This is a genomic window from Myroides indicus, from assembly GCF_004364575.1.
GTDB lineage: Bacteria > Bacteroidota > Bacteroidia > Flavobacteriales > Flavobacteriaceae > Flavobacterium > Flavobacterium indicum_A.
The window spans coordinates 63,757-84,284 of the sequence record NZ_SOAG01000005.1 but is presented as its reverse complement, the minus strand read 5'-3'; the positions used below and the strand labels follow the sequence as shown (position 1 = coordinate 84,284).

Genomic DNA, 20,528 nt, shown 5'->3' with positions numbered 1-20,528 from the left:
ATCAAGATCATGAGTGTTTTAGTAAATAAAGATTCAAAAATAGTCGTTCAAGGATTTACAGGAAGCGAGGGAACTTTTCATGCTTCTCAAATGATTGAATACGGAACAAATGTTGTAGGTGGAGTAACTCCAGGAAAAGGAGGATCAACGCATTTAGACAGACCCGTATTTAATACAGTATCTGAAGCGGTTGAAAAAGCAGGAGCAAATACTTCAATTATTTTTGTTCCGCCTGCATTTGCTGCTGATGCTATTATGGAAGCTGCTGATGCAGGAATCAAAGTAATTATCTGTATTACAGAAGGAATTCCGGTAGCAGATATGATTAAAGCTTATGATTATATTAAACACAGAGATTGCAGATTAATCGGACCAAACTGTCCGGGCGTTATTACACCTGACGAAGCAAAAGTAGGTATTATGCCAGGTTTTGTTTTCAAAAAAGGAACAGTTGGTATCGTTTCAAAATCAGGAACTCTAACGTATGAGGCAGCTGATCAGGTTGTGAAACAAGGTTTGGGAATTACTACAGCTATCGGAATCGGTGGAGATCCTATTATCGGTACAACAACTAAAGAAGCTGTTCAATTATTAATGGCTGACCCGGAAACAGAAGCAATCATTATGATTGGCGAAATCGGCGGACAATTGGAAGCTGATGCTGCACGTTGGATTAAAGAAAACGGAAACAAGAAACCGGTTATCGGATTCATTGCAGGGGAAACAGCGCCAAAAGGACGCACAATGGGACACGCAGGTGCAATTGTTGGAGGGGCAGATGATACAGCTGCAGCTAAAAAGCGTATTATGAGCGAATGCGGTATTCATGTTGTAGATTCGCCGGCAGAGATCGGTAAAAAAGTAAAAGAAGTTTTGGGATAATTATCAAAATTGAAGCTATATAAAAAAAAGGGGGGCTGTCTCGCAATTGCAGACAGCCCCCCTTTTTTGTTAGATATTTTAAATAAAAAATGATTAACTTATATATGAATTAACCATTTTATATTTTGCAGATTATATTAGTAATATTATCTTAACTGCGCTCCTACATTATTTTCAAGCTGATATTGGATTTTACCCATAATTTTATCAACGACGCTGTCAGTTAGAGTTTTGGTGTTGTCTTCCATCAAAACGGATATAGCGTATGATTTTTTGCCTTGTTCTATTTTATCGCCTTGATATACATCAAATAATGTAACATCTTTTATAATATTTTTATCTACTTGTTTTACAATAGAATAAATTTGATCAAATGTAACCTGCTCATCGATAAGAAGAGCATAATCTCTTTTTACAGATGGGAATTTGTTGAGTTCTGTAAATTTTATTTTAGCAGAAATAACTTTTAAAATATTGCCCCACTGAAAATCAGCATAAAAAACTTCTTGTTTAATATCAAAGGCTTTTACAACAGCTTTCTTTAAAATACCAAATTCTACAATTAATTCTTTACCCAAATAGTAAGCCATTCCTTCAGAAAAAATATCGCTTTCCAAGGGCTGTGTAGATATTTTTATTAGCCCCAATCTTTCTAAGACAGAGTGAATATAACCTTTAAATTCAAAAAAGTCAAAAGCTTTTGGATTTGAATTCCAATTAGATTTATTGTTATTTCCAGTTAAGAAAATTGCAAAATGCTTGTGTTCTTCGTGATTGTTAAGCATTTTGTGATATGTTTTTCCAAACTCAAAAAGTTTTAAATCTGCCCTTTTGCGATTGATATTGTAAGCAATCGATTCTAAACCGCCAAATAACAAAGACTGTCTCATTACGGACAAATCATGACTAAGCGGATTTAAAATATTTACCTGAAAGCTGTTCTTTATATTTTCTGATAAAGCAGTATAGTCAGGAGTAGTCAAAGAATTAGACATAATCTCATGAAAACCCTGAGAAACTAACTGATTGGCTACTATGTTTTGTACTTTATAATCTTCGGTACGAGAACTGTTTGAAATTGTAGCGTTTAATTTAGAAGAAAAAGTGATATTATTATATCCGTAAACTCTTAAAATTTCTTCAATGACGTCAATTTCTCTTGTTACATCTGCTCGATAGGAAGGCACTGTTATACCTAAACCAACGTCAGACATGCTGTTTACTTTTATATCTAACGAAACCAATATCGTTTTAATAGTTTCTTTGGAAATATCTTCCCCGAGAAGCCTGTTGATATTATTAAAGTTTAGGAACACGGAGTGGTCTTCGATCTTTTTAGGATATAAATCAACAATATCAGAAGTGATTTCCCCGCCTGCAACTTTTTGAATGAGCAAAGCAGCATGTTTTAAGGCGTATTCTGTTATAGAAGGGTCAATTCCTCTTTCAAATCGAAATGAAGCATCTGTGTTTAAGCCGTGTCTTTTTGCAGATTTTCGGATAGTTACGGGATTAAAATAAGCACTTTCAAGAAAGATTGATGTAGTATTTTCAGAAACTGCACTTTTAATTCCGCCAAAAACACCGGCAATACACATTGGTCCGCCTTCATCGCAAATCATTAAATCTTCTTCGTGAAGTGTTCTTTCTATCCCGTCTAAAGTAGTAAATTTTGTACCGGCAGCAACCGTGCGGACAATTACTTTATTTCCTTTAATTTTAGCTGCATCAAAAGCGTGGAGAGGCTGACCCAAATCGTGTAAAACATAATTAGTTACGTCTACAATATTGTTTTTAGGCGTAATTCCGATTGCTTTTAATCGGTTTTGTAACCATTCAGGAGAAGCTTTTACTTCAATTCCGGATATAGTAACTCCGCAATAGCGAGGGGCTTTTTTGTAATCTTCTACTGAAACATCTATTTTTAAGGTTCTGCGTTCAACTTTAAATTTGCTGACAGAAGGAGTTATTAATTCTTTGTGATGAGTATCATTTTTTTCGCTTTGAAGTAAACCAGCTCTCAAATCTCGAGCTACTCCCCAATGACTCATTGCATCGGAACGGTTTGGTGTCAGTCCTATTTCAAAAACATCATCAATAACAATTTCAAAAATAGTGGCAGCAGGAGTGCCCGCTTCCCATTTATCTTCTAAAACTTTGATTCCGTCTCCATTCGTCCCTATTCCCAATTCAATTTCTGAGCAAATCATACCCAAGCTTTCTTCGCCTCGTATTTTCCCTTTTTTTATTTGAAATGCATTTCCTTCACTGTCATATAGTTCGGTTCCGATAGTGGCAACCAGCACTTTTTGCCCGGCAGCTACGTTTGGAGCTCCGCAAACAATTTGAACTGGTTCACCAATTCCCAAATCAACTTTTGTTACGTTTAATTTATCCGCATTCGGATGTTTGGTGCAAGATAGTACATGACCTACAACAACTCCTTTAAGTCCGCCTTTAAGGCTTTCGTATCGTGAAACGCCTTCTACTTCTAAACCTAAGTCCGTTAAAATTTCAGAGGTTTCTTCAGGGGTAATATCTAATTTAATGAATTGTTTTAACCAATTATATGAAATATGCATTAGAATAGTTTTTATAAGTACGCAAATATAATCATTGCCTAACTTTAAGTAAAATTATTTAAGAGTAAAAAATCACAAAATAGCGTTAAGCGTTTTTAAAAAAACTTGCTAGTGATGCTTTTATCCGGTATCATGCAACTGTCTTTTTTTCCATACCATTTATAGCGGTTTTTAGCTATAAAATCATAGAGGTGATCAGTTAAGGTTTTGGGAAAAATAGAAAAAGGGGATAGTAAGGAATACCATCCGCCTAAATGAGAGGCAATTTTAAATGCGGCTTGAGATTTTATATAATAGGCAATACCTGGCTCATATAGCACAATACTGTCTATTTGTGATCGATCGACACCGATGTAGTTTAAAATTTCTTTCCCCTTGTCTGAATCCAGAGAAGTGAATCGAAATTGATCTTTATGATCAGCCTTGATAACCTTTTGAACAACACTATCGCACAAGTTGCATACCCCGTCAAAAAGGATTATTTTTTTATTTTTTGGAATGTCTTGTATCATTTTTTTCGCTCAACCATTTCTAACAAGTCCAAATTGACTTGTGATGTAAAGATACCATAATTAACAATAGCTTTGTTTTTTTCTATGGAATCAATTGTTCCCACAGCTTTGCCGTCTATCATTCGTACCCTGTCTCCAATTTTTAAGAGGAATTTAGGCTTGTTTTGTTCCTGCTGTTTCTTTTTTTCTTTTTCTTCTTTTTTTTCTTGGCGAATAATTTCTATTTTTTCTTCGACTTCCTTTAAAATCGTTTTTTGTTCTTTTTCTTTAATCTTCTTTTCCTTGACAGAGACTTTTTTGCGTTTGGAATTTTCTACTTCTACTATTTTTAAAACTTCGCCGAAGAGATTCTTTTTACTTTTGTTGTTAAAGTATTTTTCCGCCAAATCATCTAATCTTTGCCCTAAGGAGACTAAACGCTGATTGGAATCAAACAGTTCCTGATATCGCTCTAACTTGTCCTGAACTCTGGCGTTTGTAGTTTCCAGTTTCTTGTTTTCTTCACGGGCTTTTATTTCCTCTTCTTTTAACGTTATAGAAGTGCGCTCCAGTTTGTGACGTTCTTTTTGAAGATTGGCAATCGTTTTGTCAAAACGTACTTTATCGCCTTCTATTTTTTTCTTGGCTCTGTTGATTAAACTATAAGGAATGCCGTTTTTTTGAGCTACCTCAAAAGTAAAAGAGCTCCCTGCTTGCCCTACGTTTAATTTGTACATCGGTTCAAGCGACTTTTCATCAAAAAGCATATTTGCATTAGTTGCATATGGCAATTCGTCAGCAAGTATTTTCAGATTTGTATAATGCGTGGTAATAATTCCGTAAGCACTTCTATTGTAGAATTCTTCTAAAAAAACTTCAGCCAAAGCTCCGCCCAGTTCCGGATCTGATCCGGTTCCAAATTCATCAATTAAAAACAAAGTGCGGTCATTGCACTTTTTTAAAAAATAATTCATGTTTTTAAGCCGGTAGCTATATGTACTCAGGTGATTTTCTATGGATTGATTGTCTCCGATATCTGTTAAGATGCGGTCAAACAAAAAAGTTGTGCTGCGTTCATGTACCGGAATTAATAACCCTGATTGAAGCATAAGCTGTAGTAAACCGACTGTTTTTAAAGTAATACTCTTTCCGCCGGCATTGGGACCTGAAATGACAATAATTCTGCCACTTTTGTCCAAATTGATGGTTTGTGGAAAAGTAGGTTTGCGCTTGGTTTTGTTGTTTAAATATAAAATAGGGTGGTATGCTTCTTTAAAATATAAAGTTTGCTCTTTATTGATTTCCGGAAGTAGACCATTGATTTTGTTAGCGTATTTTGCTTTTCCTGAGGTTATATCAATGTGCGTTAAAAAGTTTTGATAATCAATGAGCTTTTCTCTGTGCGGACGTATAATATTGGTTAGTTGTTTTAAAATCCTAACAATTTCTTCGCGTTCTTCATATTCGAGATTGTTGAGTTCTCTGGAAAAGCGCAACGTTGCTTCAGGTTCAATATAAATAATGCTTCCTGTTTTTGATTGTCCTAAAACGCTGCCTTTTACTTTACGTCTGTGCATGGCTATAACAGCAAGCACACGACGATTTTCGACCACTGTTTCACGAATGTCATCCAGATATCCGGCACTATTGTATTGACTGAGTGCGAGGCTGAAACTTTGATTAATTTTTCCTCTAACCAGATTCATGCTTTTTCGGATGTTTAAAAGATCTACAGAAGCATTGTCTTTTATTTCTCCGTATTTGTCTAAAACGCTTTCAATGGATTTGATAATTTCTTTTTCTAAGACTATTTGTACTGTATCCTGATGAATAAAAGGATAATAATCTTCAAACTTTTTTAAAAAAGTAATTAAATTCAGTGTAGTTTCAGTAAGTGCAAATATTTTTTTAAAGCTGCTGATTTCTAAAAAACTGTCTTCAATTCCCAAAAATTTTAATTCGTAATCAATGCTGTCAAAATAATGATTTGGAATTATGTTGTTATTGGAAAATGAAGAAACATATTCAGAAGTTTGTTTTAGTGCTTTCAGCGTATCTTTTTCCGTGTGAAAAGGTACAATTTTCATAGCGGCTTCTTTACCGGTTTCGGTAATACACAATTCGGAAACGCTGTTTAGCACAGTTTCAAATTCTAAATCTTGTAAGGTTTTTTTATTGATTGATATCATTAACAAAAGGATTGTGCTGCAAAAATAATATTATTTGATGAAATAGTTGACAGAAACATTTTTTGGTAAAGTCTGAATAGATTAAAACATCTATATAAATACGAAAGATATATCATATTAGTAAATAATTGACAATTAGAACAACTATAAAATTTTTAATTTTTGTAAATTAGATACCATATTAATAGTACTCTAAAAATTACAGATAAATGAAATATGTAACAGCAGAAGAAGCCGCAAAAGTTGTTCAATCTGGCAATAGAATTTACGTTCATGCAGCGGCGGCAACCCCTAATATTTTAACGAAAGCCATTTCTGACAGAGCAGATGAATTGAGAGGAGTAGAGTTTTGCCATATTCATACAGAGGGACCGGCTCCTTATGCAGATCCGGCTTTATCAGAAAGTTTTCATACTAATTCATTTTTTATCGGAAAAAATGTTCGCCATACAATATCGGCAGGAAATGGATCGTATACACCTGTTTTTTTGAGTGAAATCCCAAATTTGTTTAAACGAGGAATAGTTAAAGTAGATGTAGTTTTAATTCAGGTTTCTCCTCCTGACGAACACGGATTTTGTTCACTGGGTGTTTCTGTGGAAGGAACAGTAGCAGCGATAGAATCGGCAAAATATGTTGTGGCTCAAATAAACAAATATATGCCGAGAACTTTTGGCGATAGTATTTTGCATGTTTCAAAAATAGATTTGGCAGTAGAATATCATTGTCCGATATATGCCTCAGAGGTACTTCAGATTTCGGAAAAAGAGGAAATTATAGGAAAATATGTTGCTAATTTAATAGAAGATGAAAGTACACTTCAAATGGGAATAGGTTCTATTCCTAATGCAGTATTAGCGCAACTGACTTCACATAAAAATCTAGGGTTGCATACCGAAATGTTTTCGGATGGCGTAATTGATCTGATTGAAAGTGGGGTGATTAATTGCTCTCAAAAAACGGTGACAAAGGGCAGAGCGTTGGCAACTTTTTTAATAGGATCTGAGCGTTTGTATAAGTTTGTCAATAATAATCCGTTTATTGTATTGAAAGAGTCTAGTTATGTAAACGATACAGCTGTTATTCGCCAAAATCCAAAAGTAGTGGCTATAAATTCTGCTTTGGAAGTGGATTTAACCGGGCAAGTATGTGCGGATTCTATTGGTGTAAAAATGTATTCCGGAGTAGGCGGACAAATGGATTTTGTAAGAGGAGCATCGCTGAGTAAAGGAGGAAAAGCAATTATTGCTTTAGCCTCTACGAGCAATAAAGGGCATAATCGAATTGTTCCTTTTTTAAGGCAGGGTGCAGGAGTTGTAACAACCCGGGCACATGCACAGTATATCGTGACAGAGTATGGGATAGCAGATTTGTATGGAAAAACCTTAAAACAACGTGTAGAAGCTATGGTGGAAATTGCTCATCCAGATTTTAGAGAAGAAATTTTAAGTGCATATCATGCTAGCATAAGATAATTTTTATGTGTTTAAAAAATAAGCTATCTAAATTTTAGATAGCTTTATCCTTTATTTATTTACCCTTTATATCCGAATAAATGTTTTTCTTTAATCATTTTTGAAACGCCATCCGGAAGTTTGTCTTCCCATCCATTTTCGTTTTGTTGAAGAAGCTTGAGCACATCTCTTGAAAAAATGTCAAGATTTTTTTCTTCATAACTTTTAATATCAACAATTTGATTATTCTTTTTAAAATACTTGTATAGTTCTTTAATATGTAAATCTACTTTTAGATTAGTTGAGTTAATGATATTGCCATTTTCATCCTTAACAGGGTATAGGTAAATTTTCATTTGATTTCTAAAAAGCTTGCCTAGCGCTTCCAAAATACCGCCGGTTAGGTTATAGTAGTATTTTTCTTCAAAAATGTTGAGTAAACTGCTTACGCCCATTGCCAAAGCTACTTTTTCATTGGTATAATGAGCAAAGTATTCTGTAAGCTTATAATATTCTTGAAAACACGAAATCATAACAGTTTGACCTAAAGAGCAAAGAAGATCAGCCCGATGAAGAAAATCAATCTCATCGATTTTTCCTTCCATCAGCAAATTAGACAGCGTAATTTCAAACACTACAGTTGTATCATGCGGATCTAAATTGTTTTCGGAAACAAAAGAATCCATTGACTTTTTGTACATATTCATATTAACAATAGTAACGGGTCTGAAGCTTCCGCGAAGAGCCAGAATATTTTTTCGATATAAAACGTTGGCAGGAAGCTTGCTTTGTCCGTCCGGTCCAAACATTACAGCTTGCGTCATTCCGTTTTTAACTAAGAAAAGACTCATTAACCGGTTGTCTATATTCTTAAATAGGGGGCCGGAGAAGTTAATGCTGTCAATTTCGACCTGATCTTTGTCAAGATGGTCATATAAGCTGTGAATTAATTTTTTAGTATCGTGGTGTTGATAATATGCACCATAAATAAGATTAACTCCTAAAATACCAAGAGTTTCCTGCTGTAATTTAGAGTCCGTTTCTTTAAACTGAATATGTAAAATAATAGTACTGTAGCTTTCGTTGGGTTTAGACTGGAATTTGAGTCCTACCCACCCGTGACCTTTATTTTTTTTTGCGTAATCTATTGTTGCTACTGTATTGGCGTAACTGAAAAAGGTTTTTGTGGGGTTATCTTCTCGAGGGATACGTTCTTCTATTTTTCGAGTTTCATAATCCAGCATTTTTATCAATCTGCTTTCCGTAACATATCGTCCGTCTTTTTCTACAGTATAAATAGCATCGCTAAAAGATTTGTCGTAGGCAGACATGGCTTTAGCTATTGTCCGGGAAGAACCTCCCGCTCTAAAAAAGTGACGAACGGTTTCCTGTCCGGCACCGATTTCTGAAAATGTTCCGTATATATTGTGATTTAGGTTGATTCTGAGTGATTTGTCGGAAATAGAAGGTTGATGTTCAATCATTCTGTCGCCTTCCAAAACTAAATCTTCTTCAAAGGTGTTCATTGTTTAGCTTTTTAAACAAACCTAATAAATTCTGTACAACAAAAAAAGATAAACAGTACTTTTGTATAAAAAATTATACGTTTTGGAAGTTTATTTTTTGGGTACAGGTACTTCACAGGGAATTCCTATCATCGGGATTGATCACCCGGTGGCACACAGTAAAGATTTTCGAGACAAAAGATTGCGTACTTCTGTGCTGATTAAGTGGGATGATGTAACCTTACTCATCGATTGCGGTCCGGATTTCAGGCAACAGATGCTGACAGCAAATTGCTCTTATTTGGATGGAATATTGTTTACTCACGAGCATGCTGACCACATTGCAGGTTTGGATGAAATAAGACCTTTGTGCTATTTGCAGGGACCTATGCCTATTTACGCTTCCGATAGGGTTATGGAAGCATTGGAAAAACGATATGAATATATTTTTACTACAGTTAACCGTTATCCCGGTGCACCGTCTGTAGTTGAAAATATTGTGTCCCCTGATTTGGTCTTTACAATAAAAGGAAAAACAATTTATCCAATTGAAATCATGCATGGCGATTTACCTGTTTTAGGATATCGATTAGATAAATTAGTATATATAACAGATGCTAAATATATTTCTGAACAAGCCGTAGAAAAAATAAGCGGTTGTGAGGTTTTAATTTTAAACGCTTTAAGGATAAAAGACCATCCTACTCATTTTAATTTGGAAGAAGCTTTAGATTTTATAAAGTTAATTAATCCTGAAAAGTGTTTTTTAATACATATCTCTCAGGATTTAGGATTTCATGCAGAAATTGAAAAAATCTTACCAAAAAATGTATATTTGGCGTACGATAATTTACACATAGAATTTTAAATATATTCACGATATGAAGCACAAAGTCTTTTTTTATTTGTTTTTATTTTCTATAGTTATTATAGCATTACTCTTTAATTCTAATCGGAATATGTTGAATTCAGAAGAAAAAAAAGTATCAGTATTACACAAACGCATTGAAATTCTCCGAGATTCACTTCACATGACGTCTAAAGATAATGATGCAGATTATTTTTCGCTGGATTACAATGACGACGCACAAGAGTATTTTGACTTTCAAAATATGGATAGTGATATCAAAAAAATAAGAGAGGAAATTTTGACCCTAAATCATCAGGAAAATGGAAATCCTCTGGTGCCTTATGGCGTTATTGACGGACAAAAATGCATTATTGATAAAATGAAATTTATTAATCACAGATGGATTATAGCAGATTTTTATGCCGGAGCTATCCACGGAGAAGTATTGATAAAATATTTTTTTTCAAAAGAAGAACCTACACAGTTTTCAACTATTGAGACGGTGTTGTATCCAAGCCGGTAATATCCTAAATTTTACAAAACATGAAGATATTTTGTTTAAAACTATTTGTCGTATTGTTTTTGATGTTTTTTGTTTCGTGTGATTATATTTTGAAAGAAAAAAAAGACCGTCAAAATACAGATATGATTCTAACAGATGGTGGGAAAACTGTTATTGGAGAAGAAGATGAATTTGGATGTGCCTACTCTGCAGGATATAGATGGAGCGTTTTAAAAAATGATTGCATTAGAATATTTGAACACGGATTCAGATTAAATCCGATAACGCTGGAAAGCGGCAGTCAGGAAGAAAATGAATTGGAAGATAATGATGTCAGTTGTTTTGTAATTATAGGAAAAAATAAAAAAGAAGCAGAAATATTTTTGCCTAATCAGCAAAAAAGTATTGTTTTAGAGCAAAAAAATATGCAAGGATTATATAGTAATGAGGGTTGGGAGTTAGACACTAGACAAGATTTGATATTGAAACAAACCGGACAGATTAAATTTACTGCCGCCAAAACGATAGAGTTGATGCTGATAAATCCGGATCAGGTAATGGAATCAGAAGAAGAGTTATAGTCAAAATGGTACTGTTCAGGTTATATATTGAATCTTTTTCTCTGATCAAATGATAAATATTATAAAAACTAAAAATCCCTGCATTGTTTTTTGCAGGGATTTTGTTTTATATAAAAAAAAAATAAGCACTATTCTGTAATAAACTTTTTAAAATCTATAAAATTATTGGGGTGGACACCATGTCCTACCGGATATTCCCTGTATTCAAAAGGAATTTTAAAAGGTTCTAAAAAGTCTTTTGTTTGTCTTGCCCATTCAATTGGAATTATCTGATCCGCTGTTCCGTGAGATCCAAATATTTTTAAGTGGCTGTATGCTGAAATGTCTGTTTTAGGATTCATAATTGCCGAATTAAAATACCCGCTTAGTGCCACTACCTTATGGATCTTTTCAGGATAGGTAAGGGCAATAGCATAGCTTATAATAGCTCCCTGACTAAAGCCGACCAAGTTAATGTTTTTAGAATCAATAGGGTATTTTGAGCATAATTCATCAATAAATTTTACTAATAAATCACGAGATTCAATTGCTTGATCATCGTCGCTAAATTTATTCATATCGTTGTCAAAAGTGATAGCATACCACGCAAAACCATAAGGAGGAACGGGGTAAGGTGCCCGTGTAGAAATTACATAATAATCATCGGACAGTTCAGATGCAAATGAAAATAAGTCTTCTTCGTTGCTGCCATAGCCGTGAAGCAGTAAGATTAATGGATTTTTATCATTTTTTTGCTTTGGTTCTTGTAGCAGATAAGATAGAGATAAGTCAGTGTTCATTTTTAAGCAGATAATTTGTTAAACCATTTTTGAAAATAAACCCCTATTTTGGGTAAAACTTTTATTTCTCCAGATACTGCTCCAATAAAGCTGTATAACCAAAGCATAATAAAAATAAGGTAAAAAGGACCAGTCACAAACCATGAATTCATTCCACCTACTATATAAGCGAGGATATAAAAAAGCACGTGTATGCCAAAAGCTTGTTTGATATAAAACCCGGAAAATCTGTTTTTATTCTCAATATTCATGAAAATTGCTACCAAACATCCTATAATAGTAATATGGGCAACAATAGCCATGGTTTTCCCGGTTTCTATTTCGTGCTCGTTAAACGTTTTAAGCATATTAATTTGTTTTCAATTATATTTTTTTATTGATAATCAGCTGGTTGTTGTTGAATATTCCATAAACTTCCCCCTGCATATCACAATCCAGAAATGCAGAGTTTTTAGATTTTGAAAGAATATTCGATTTACTGAACTTCCATTTGCCCGTTGGATTAAACAGTGTTAAACAAGTCTGGTTATTTTCTGCAATGCTGTACTGTTTTTGATGGAAAAGACCTTTTGCAGCCGTTAGTTTTTTGATAACAATTTCAATAGGCAAAATTGTGCAAAGTGCTCCAAAAGCACTTTCCAAACCAATAGTTCCAAAACTAGCCTGATCAAATTCTAATTTTTTGTGCTCTATGTCTAACGGATTATGCTCAGAGGTGATACAATCAATTGTTCCGTCCAAAACACCTTGTATGAGACTCTGACGATTGGCTTCATCTCTTAAAGGAGGTAACACTTTAAACCTTGTGTCAAATCCATTCAATTTTTTATCGGTTAGCACCAGATGATGTACAGAGACACTACAGGTTACCTGAAGTCCTTTTTGTTTAGCTGCTTTAATCAGCTCAACTGATTTTGAGGTAGAAATGGTAGGTATATGCATTTTTCCACCAGTGTATTCCAGTAAAAATAAATTGCGTGCAATCTGTAATTCTTCTGCCAGTGCGGGAATTCCCTTTAAGCCTAATTTGGTGCTTTCGACACCTTCATGAGCAACACCTTTTCCTTGAATGCTTTCATCCTGCGCAAATGCAATCAGCAATCCGTCAAAGTCCTGAACATATTGTAAAGCAATTTTTAATACATTAGCATTATCGATGGCTTTTTTATAATCACCAAAAGCAATAGCCCCGGCGTTTTTCATATCAAATAATTCTGCCAAATCACTTCCGTCAGAGTTTTTGGTTAAAGCAGCGATAGGTAGCGCATCAGTTGCTTTGCCCCAAGCTTTTTGTTTGATAAAGCTAACAATACTCTGAGAATCAGTAATCGGGTATGAGTGAGGTTCGATTGCTACTTGGGTGAATCCGCTTTTTGCAGCTACTTCCAAACCGTGCTCTATAGTTTCTCTTTCTTCAAATCCCGGTTCCCCAAAACAAACCGAACTGTCAAACCAACCTTGCGACACATGCAGGTTATCTAAAGAAACGGTTTTAAAATCGGCGTGATTGATTTCCTTATCGATTTTAATTATTTTGTTGTTTTGTATTTGTATATCAACAATTTGATTATTATAAGGACTGTCCGGATCAATTATTTTTGCCGCTTTGAGAATGATATTCATTTTAATCAAGTAGTTTAATTAATGATGTGTTGCTAAACACTACAAAAATAACTTTATTTTTTGTGATGAAACACATTAGACGACGTAAAAAGAGAAGAATCAATTTTTCTTTCTACAAAGATCTTCTCTCTTGTTTTTTGGCAAGCACTTTTGAATTGTCATAGCAATCATTTAATGCTTGATAAATCTGAAAATCTGTTGCCGTGTAAATAAAGCGATCTGAATAATGGCAACTCTGGAGTGTTTTGACAATATCTTCGCGTGTAATTTCCAGCAATCCGCAAACAATCTCCCTATCGTATCGCGTTTGCATTAAAGCAATCATATTTTGATCTTCTTTGATTGTATTCAACTTTTTCAGATTTTTGTCTTTGCCTTTAAACAAATTGTAAATAGCATCTACCGGACTGAAAAAAGACCCCATAGCCGTTCCATAATAAGGCTGCTGGTTTTTTCTGTAGAAGTCAAATTCTAATTTATCATTTAGTTCGATAAGTTTAGTATCGACTTCCAGTACTCCGGTTAAATCATATTTTTTAATGATAATTTCATCTAGTTCAATGGATTGTTCAGCCATGTATATTTTTAAATTATCATTATTTAGCCAATCATTGGTTACTTTAAGTTTAATAGGTATATATCCCGGAAATGAAAAATGAATGGAATCATTTAAGTCGGCTTCAATTGAAAAACTTCCGTCTCTTTTTGTTACCGTTCCTTTTACTTTGGTAAGATTAATTACGTTAACATCGTCTATCGAAAGGAAAGATTTGTCATTGAGTACTGTTCCGCTTACGTTGGTTCTGTCTTGTGCAAATACGAAACAGGTTGAGAGGAATAAGAATAAAAAAACTGTAAAATTTCTCATAGTTTTAAGATTGCCCTAAAAATAAAAGATATTTTACAGTTTTATGCGTTATTTGAGAAACATTAACAAATTAGCTTCTGCGGGAGCGTCTTGGAGAAGATTCTCTAGTAGTTCTTCTCGATCCGCGTTCGTTTTTTGCGGTTCTTTCATTTCTTCCCGAATCAAAAGATTTATTTCTTCTCTCTCCTCGATCTGAACGGCGATCTGACTTAAAATCACCATTTCTACCTTTTCTTCCGTTGTGATCGCGGCGGTTAAAGTTTCTGCCTCCTTCATTATTGGATATTTCTACATTAATGCGTCGTCCGTTATAACTTTCACCGTTTAAGATACTCATTACTTTTTCTGCGTACTCTGCATTGGTATTGAAAAAAGAGAACCCTTCTTTTACATCAACTTTAAACAAGTCATCTCTGCCCAAGTCTAGAGTATCTCTTAAATAATCTTTTAAAGACATCCAGTCTAAACCTTCTTTTGAACCAATGTTTACGAAGAAACGAACAGCACCATCAGATGGAATATCTTTATTGCCGCCTTTTCCGTTAGAAACAGAAGTAAGGCTGTTGGAGGCTTTTTTGTAATAATCTAAAAACCTGTTGAATTCTACAGAAATAACCTTTTTTATGATTTCTTCTTTGTCAAAATCTTGAAGAAGCTCTGTAATTGCAGGCAAATAAGTTTCAATTTCCGGATTTATTTCTATATCCTTAATTCTATTTGCTAAGTGATATAGCTGAATCTCACAAATTTCTATACCAGATGGAATAGGTTTTTCCTCAAATTTAGTTTTAATGATGCGTTCAATTTGGGAGATTTTACGCAATTCGCTTTTGGTAATGATAACCATAGAAACTCCTGATTTTCCTGCACGTCCTGTACGTCCGCTGCGGTGAGTATAAGTTTCTATTTCATCGGGCAGTTGGTAGTTTATAACGTGAGTAATATCATCTACGTCAATACCTCGGGCAGCAACATCAGTTGCTACTAACATCTGGATTTGCTTTCCACGGAAGGATTTCATTACGGCATCGCGTTGAGCCTGAGATAAATCTCCGTGCAGGGCAGCGGCATTATATCCGTCTTCAATCAGTTTTTCAGCAATAGCTTGAGTATCTCGTTTAGTGCGGCAAAAAACTACTGAAAATATATCCGGATTAGCATCTGCAAGGCGTTTTAACGCAGGGTAGCGATCACGCGCAGATACTAAAAAGAATTCGTGGCTTACGTTTTCTGAAGCTTGATTTTTATGTCCTACCGTTATTTCTTCCGGAGAGTGCATAAATTCCCGGGCTATCCTGGCCACTTCTGCCGGCATTGTTGCTGAAAACAGCCAAGTGCTTTTCTCTTCGGGAGTATCTGAGAGAATGGAAGTGATATCTTCATAAAACCCCATGTTAAGCATTTCATCAGCTTCATCCAAAACACAGTATTCGATATGCTTGATATTAACCATATTCCGGTTAATCATATCCTGCATTCTACCTGGAGTTGCTACAATAATATGTGCTCCTCTTTTGATTTCTTTTGCTTGTTCTGTTATACTGGCTCCACCATAGATTGCTACAGTGTGAAGCCCTTTTACGTATTTAGAATATTGTTTTATCTCATTTGCTATTTGCAAACAAAGCTCTCTGGTAGGAGATAAAATTAATGCCTGAGTGTGTTTTTTAGATAAATCTACTTTTTGAATCAGCGGAAAACCAAATGCTGCGGTTTTCCCAGTTCCCGTTTGGGCTAACGCAACAATATCGGTGTTTTTTTCTAAAAGTAAAGGAATTGCTTTTTGCTGAATTTCAGATGGATTCTCAAATCCTAAGTCATTGATTGCAGACAATAGCAATTCATTTAACCCTAATTGTTCGAAATTGTTCATATAAATATTAAAAATAGCTGCAAAGGTATTTCTTTTTGTTTAGAAATCAGGTAAGAAAGATGTTATATTATTGAAAAAATATTGAAGGACCTCTTTTTATTTTTGTTTTAATATAAAATCAACCAATTGCTCAACAGCTTTTCCTCTATGGCTTATTTTATTTTTTTCCTGTAAACTCATTTGAGCAAACGTTTTATTCATTCCTTCGGCTATAAAAATCGGATCGTATCCAAAACCATATGTTCCCCGTTTTTCCGTAATAATTTTGCCATTTACTGTTCCGGTAAACAAGTACTGGTTGTTATTAAGGTTGAGTGCTATCACAGTTTTAAAATTGGCTTTTCGGTTTGTTTGGTCTTTTAACTCTTCAAGAAGCTTATCAATATTGTTATTGTCATTTTTTTCGTTGCCGGCATATCGGGCAGAGAATACTCCGGGAGCTCCGTTTAAAGCATCCACTTCTAAACCGGAGTCATCCGCAAAACAATTATAACCGTAGTGCTTTTTTATATAGTCAGCTTTTAAAATTGCATTTCCTTCTATAGTATCTGCGGTTTCGGGAATATCAACATCACAGCCGATATCTTCTAAACTTAGAATTTCTATATTTTCGGAGAGTTGATTTTTAATTTCTTTAATTTTATTTTTATTGTTTGATGCAAAAACTAATTTCATATTGTTTAACTTATATAGTTCCAAATGGTTGCTTTCTTATTTAACAAAGCTAATTTATTTTTTATTCTTTGGTGTTCGGGTAATTCTAATGCGGGATCTTTTTTTAATAACTGTATGGCTTGATGCCGGGCGTAGTGCAGGATGTCCTGATCTTTAACTAAATCGGCAATTTTAAGTGGAAGAGTTCCGCTTTGTTGTGTTCCCATAATATCTCCCGGACCTCGTAATTTTAAATCTACTTCAGAAATTTCAAAACCATCGTTGGTACGGCACATCGTTTCCATCCGTATTTTTGAATCGTTGGAGAGCTTGTCTCTCGTCATTAAAATGCAATAGCTTTGTTCAGCGCCTCTTCCTACACGACCTCTTAACTGATGAAGCTGAGATAAGCCAAACCGTTCAGCACTTTCTATAATCATAACGGAGGCATTAGGAACATTTACACCTACTTCAATAACGGTTGTAGCCACCATTAAATTAGTTTCTCCTTTTGAAAATCGCTCCATTTCTCTGTCTTTTTCAGCCGGAGTCATTTTTCCGTGAACAATACTTACACTGTATTGCGGCAATGGAAAATCACGAGAAATTCCTTCATATCCTTCCATTAAGTTTTTGTAATCTAAACTTTCACTTTCTTCTATTAATGGGTAAACAATATAAACTTGTCTGCCTTTAGCAATTTCTTTCCGAATAAAATGCCAAACTGTCAGTCTTTTTCTTTCGAAAAAATGCATGGTCTGAATGGGTTTTCTTCCTGGGGGAAGTTCATCAATAACAGAAATGTCTAAATCTCCGTATAAGCTCATCGCAAGAGTTCTTGGAATTGGGGTAGCAGTCATCACTAAAACATGAGGAGGAATATGGTTTTTTTTCCACAATTTTGAACGTTGTTCTACTCCAAAACGGTGTTGTTCATCAATTATGGCTAATCCTATATTTTTGAATTTTACTTTGTCTTCAAAGACAGCGTGTGTTCCTATCAAGATTTGCAGACTTCCGTTTTCCAGTTCTTCATGGATAATTTTTCTTTCAGCGGTTTTAGTAGAGCCGGTAAGCAGTTTAATGTTTATATTCATTGCTTTCCCTAATTCGGAAATTCCTAGGAAATGCTGTGTAGCTAAAATTTCTGTTGGAGCAACCATACAAGCCTGAAAGTTATTGTCTAAAGCAAGTAAACAGCTCATAAAGGCAACAATAGTTTTTCCCGAACCGACATCGCCTTGAAGCAGTCGATTCATTTGGGCGGGAGCACCTACATCCTGACGTATTTCTTTTATAACTTTCTTTTGGGCATTGGTTAAGGGGAAAGGAAGGTGGTTTTTGTAAAAGCTATTGAAATAACTTCCTACTTCATTAAAAGGAAAGCCTTTTATTTTTCCTTTTCGGGCAATGTTTTTTATTAATAGCTGCATCTGAATGTAGAACAACTCTTCAAATTTGAGGCGAAACTGTGCTTTGGCTAATATTTCGGCATTTTTAGGAAAATGAATTTGAATAAGTGCTTCTTTTATAGAGATTAATCCCAATGTTTTTAATAAATCTTGCGAAAGGGAATCCGTGAATAATGCATGCGTTTCCATAATTAATTGCTGCATCAGCTTTATCATTGATTTATTTGAAATCTTAGCGCTGAGCTTTTCTGTTGAGGGATATACCGCCTGCATGGCGGAAGAAATGTTTTTTTTATGCTCTTCAAGTAATTCTAATTCGGGATGAGGCATTGAAATTCCTTGATTAAACCTGTTTGTTTTTCCAAAAATTACGTAAGGTGTGTTTAGTTTTAAAGAATCTTTAATCCATTTTATACCCTGAAACCAAACTAATTCTATTTCTCCTGTTCCATCAGTAAAAGTTGCGACTAATCGTTTTCCTCTTTTTTGTTCTACTACTTTAATATGGATAACTTTTCCAACAATCTGTACTTCGGTATGATTGTTAAAAAGCTCATTGATTTTATAGTATTTTGTTCGGTCTATATATCTGTTAGGATATAAATGTAGTAAATCACCATATTTAAATATACTCAATTCTTGTTTGAGTAAATCACCACGCTGAGGACCAACGCCTTTTAAGTATTCAATGGAAGTTTCAAGAAGGTTGTAATTCATTTTTGATAAAAAACAGCACTAAGATAATGTTTTTTTGGGGAATATCTTAATGAGATAATAGATCATTTTAGGCTTTTTCTTTTTTTATTATTTCCAACCTCCACCTAAAGATTTGTATAATTGAACACGTGATAGCAGTTTATTTTGTTTTAATTTATTTAAGTTTAATTCATTGTCTAACATGTTTTTTTGGGCATTGATAACTTCAATATAAGTGGCATATCCACTGTTAAATAGTAGATTGGATTGTTTTACACCTAGTCGGGAAGTAGAAACTTGTTCTTCGGCAATTTCTATTTGTTCGTCAATAGTACTTAGATTATTAAGCGCGTCAGTAACTTCTGTAATAGCTGTATAAACAGTTTTTTGTAAATTTATTTCGGCTTTATTTCTCTCTAATTTTGCTACTTCAAAATCTGTCTTCAGTTTTCGTTTGTTAAAAACAGGAGCGGCTAATTTTCCTATAACGCTGCCAAATAATGAACCGGGGATATTGAACCAGTTTTTACCTAACATGCTGTTTACACCACCCGATAAGTCAATGGTTAATTCTGGATATCTATTAGTTTGAGCAACTCCGACGGCGGCATTTTTTGCTTTTAATTCTAATTCAGCAGCTTTCACATCTGGTCTATAGTTTACCATATATAAAGGTACGCCAGCACTTAAAGTTTCTTCGTATTCAACGGTTGCTAATTTTGCTTGTCTTTCAATATCTTGTGGAAATTGCCCGGTTAATAGAGAGATAGCATTTTCCTGAACAGCAATCTGTTGTTTTAGAGAGGGAATTAAGGCTTTGGCTACTAACATTTGATTTTTAGTTTGTTGTATTGCCAATGAAGTTATTTGCCCAGCATCGCGTTGGAGCTCTACTATTCTCAACGTATTTTTGGTCAGCTCGTAATTTGTTTCCGCTACTTCCATTTGAGCATCCAGCAATAACAAGTTGTAGTATCCTTCAGCAATTTTGGCAATCAGTTCTGTTTGGATTGCTTTTTTGGCTTCATGTGTTTGTAAATATTGAGCCAATGCTTCAATATTTTTACTTTTTATTTTCCCCCATATATCAAGTTCCCAACTTAAAGATAATCCGGAAATATATTGAGCGGAGTTGACATACATTTTGGCAGGAGCATCACTTCCCTTGTGCTTATAATAATTAGACGAAGGAGTACCATAATAATTTTCTGAGCGATATTGATAACTTATATTGCCCATATCCATTCCTAATGATGGCAACCATTCTAGCTTTGTTTGTCTGATTTTTTGATCAGCAATTTCTATATTTTTTAAAGCAGTCTGAATATCAAAATTGTATTCTAATCCTTTTTCAATGAGAGAGAGAAGTTGTGCATCTTCAAAAAAGGATTTCCAATCAATATCAGCTATATTAGTAGAGTCATTACTTACTTTTAAGGAGTCTTGTGTTCTATAGCTATCCGGAATTTCAAATTTAGGAGCACTGTATTTAGATTGAGGAACGCATGAAACAAATATCAGAAATCCTGAAAAAGTAAAACTGTAAACAGCGTATTTATATAAGTGTTTTTTCAACATAAATTCTTT

General features: G+C 34.4%; 17 protein-coding genes. 5 read left to right on the top strand and 12 right to left on the bottom strand.

Annotated features, from left to right (window positions below; genetic code table 11):
• The first annotated feature begins 9 nt into the window (after positions 1 to 9).
• Complete coding sequence (gene sucD, locus C8P70_RS03290) at positions 10 to 882, top strand: succinate--CoA ligase subunit alpha (RefSeq protein ID WP_133711919.1); 873 nt, start codon at positions 10 to 12, stop codon at positions 880 to 882.
• Between the two features lie 146 nt (positions 883 to 1,028).
• Here the strand turns inward: sucD and pheT are convergent, their stop codons facing one another.
• The 3 genes from pheT to C8P70_RS03275 form a co-directional block, all read right to left on the bottom strand.
• A complete protein-coding gene (gene pheT, locus C8P70_RS03285; protein WP_133711918.1) occupies positions 1,029 to 3,464 on the bottom strand; it encodes a phenylalanine--tRNA ligase subunit beta in 2,436 nt (811 codons plus the stop codon).
• A gap of 95 nt (positions 3,465 to 3,559) precedes the next feature.
• On the bottom strand, positions 3,560 to 3,973 hold the full coding sequence (locus C8P70_RS03280; protein WP_208293376.1) for a thiol-disulfide oxidoreductase DCC family protein: 414 nt from the start codon (positions 3,971 to 3,973) through the stop codon (positions 3,560 to 3,562).
• Positions 3,973 to 6,144 carry an endonuclease MutS2 gene (locus C8P70_RS03275; protein WP_133711916.1) on the bottom strand — a complete coding sequence of 724 codons (2,172 nt, stop codon included), beginning with the start codon at positions 6,142 to 6,144 and terminating at the stop codon, positions 3,973 to 3,975. The genes C8P70_RS03280 and C8P70_RS03275 overlap by 1 nt, the downstream gene beginning before the upstream one ends.
• Before the next feature lie 209 nt (positions 6,145 to 6,353).
• On the opposite strand from C8P70_RS03275, the gene C8P70_RS03270 reads away from it, so the two are divergent.
• The gene (locus tag C8P70_RS03270; RefSeq protein ID WP_133711915.1) at positions 6,354 to 7,619 is read left to right on the top strand and encodes an acetyl-CoA hydrolase/transferase family protein; all 1,266 of its coding nucleotides are present in this window, start codon (positions 6,354 to 6,356) and stop codon (positions 7,617 to 7,619) included.
• A 59-nt stretch (positions 7,620 to 7,678) separates the two neighbouring features.
• Here the strand turns inward: C8P70_RS03270 and C8P70_RS03265 are convergent, their stop codons facing one another.
• Positions 7,679 to 9,124 carry a TonB-dependent receptor gene (locus C8P70_RS03265; RefSeq protein ID WP_133711914.1) on the bottom strand — a complete coding sequence of 482 codons (1,446 nt, stop codon included), beginning with the start codon at positions 9,122 to 9,124 and terminating at the stop codon, positions 7,679 to 7,681.
• An 82-nt stretch (positions 9,125 to 9,206) separates the two neighbouring features.
• On the opposite strand from C8P70_RS03265, the gene C8P70_RS03260 reads away from it, so the two are divergent.
• The 3 genes from C8P70_RS03260 to C8P70_RS03250 all read left to right on the top strand — a co-directional run bounded on the left by C8P70_RS03260 (position 9,207) and on the right by C8P70_RS03250 (position 11,036).
• Positions 9,207 to 9,971 carry an MBL fold metallo-hydrolase gene (locus C8P70_RS03260; protein ID WP_133711913.1) on the top strand — a complete coding sequence of 255 codons (765 nt, stop codon included), beginning with the start codon at positions 9,207 to 9,209 and terminating at the stop codon, positions 9,969 to 9,971.
• A 91-nt stretch (positions 9,972 to 10,062) separates the two neighbouring features.
• The gene (locus C8P70_RS03255; RefSeq protein WP_243832651.1) at positions 10,063 to 10,476 is read left to right on the top strand and encodes a hydrolase; all 414 of its coding nucleotides are present in this window, start codon (positions 10,063 to 10,065) and stop codon (positions 10,474 to 10,476) included.
• A 20-nt stretch (positions 10,477 to 10,496) separates the two neighbouring features.
• A complete protein-coding gene (locus C8P70_RS03250; protein WP_133711911.1) occupies positions 10,497 to 11,036 on the top strand; it encodes a hypothetical protein in 540 nt (179 codons plus the stop codon).
• 128 nt (positions 11,037 to 11,164) lie between these two features.
• Here the strand turns inward: C8P70_RS03250 and C8P70_RS03245 are convergent, their stop codons facing one another.
• The 8 genes from C8P70_RS03245 to C8P70_RS03210 all read right to left on the bottom strand — a co-directional run bounded on the left by C8P70_RS03245 (position 11,165) and on the right by C8P70_RS03210 (position 20,519).
• Positions 11,165 to 11,815, bottom strand: coding sequence for an alpha/beta hydrolase (locus tag C8P70_RS03245; RefSeq protein WP_133711910.1), 651 nt, complete (start codon positions 11,813 to 11,815; stop codon positions 11,165 to 11,167).
• Positions 11,816 to 11,817: 2 nt separating this feature from the next.
• A complete protein-coding gene (locus tag C8P70_RS03240) occupies positions 11,818 to 12,162 on the bottom strand; it encodes a hypothetical protein (RefSeq protein ID WP_133711909.1) in 345 nt (114 codons plus the stop codon).
• 16 nt (positions 12,163 to 12,178) lie between these two features.
• On the bottom strand, positions 12,179 to 13,438 hold the full coding sequence (locus C8P70_RS03235; RefSeq protein ID WP_133711908.1) for a dihydroorotase: 1,260 nt from the start codon (positions 13,436 to 13,438) through the stop codon (positions 12,179 to 12,181).
• A 112-nt stretch (positions 13,439 to 13,550) separates the two neighbouring features.
• Complete coding sequence (locus C8P70_RS03230) at positions 13,551 to 14,306, bottom strand: carboxypeptidase-like regulatory domain-containing protein (RefSeq protein WP_133711907.1); 756 nt, start codon at positions 14,304 to 14,306, stop codon at positions 13,551 to 13,553.
• Positions 14,307 to 14,376: 70 nt separating this feature from the next.
• Positions 14,377 to 16,179, bottom strand: a complete 1,803-nt coding sequence (locus tag C8P70_RS03225; protein WP_133711906.1) for a DEAD/DEAH box helicase — start codon at positions 16,177 to 16,179, stop codon at positions 14,377 to 14,379.
• Positions 16,180 to 16,275: 96 nt separating this feature from the next.
• A complete protein-coding gene (locus C8P70_RS03220) occupies positions 16,276 to 16,854 on the bottom strand; it encodes a non-canonical purine NTP diphosphatase (protein ID WP_133711905.1) in 579 nt (192 codons plus the stop codon).
• Positions 16,855 to 16,859: 5 nt separating this feature from the next.
• The gene (gene recG / locus C8P70_RS03215) at positions 16,860 to 18,962 is read right to left on the bottom strand and encodes an ATP-dependent DNA helicase RecG (protein ID WP_133711904.1); all 2,103 of its coding nucleotides are present in this window, start codon (positions 18,960 to 18,962) and stop codon (positions 16,860 to 16,862) included.
• 87 nt (positions 18,963 to 19,049) lie between these two features.
• Positions 19,050 to 20,519: an efflux transporter outer membrane subunit gene (locus C8P70_RS03210; protein WP_133711903.1), complete on the bottom strand. Its 1,470-nt coding sequence runs from the start codon at positions 20,517 to 20,519 to the stop codon at positions 19,050 to 19,052.
• Positions 20,520 to 20,528 lie beyond the last annotated feature (9 nt).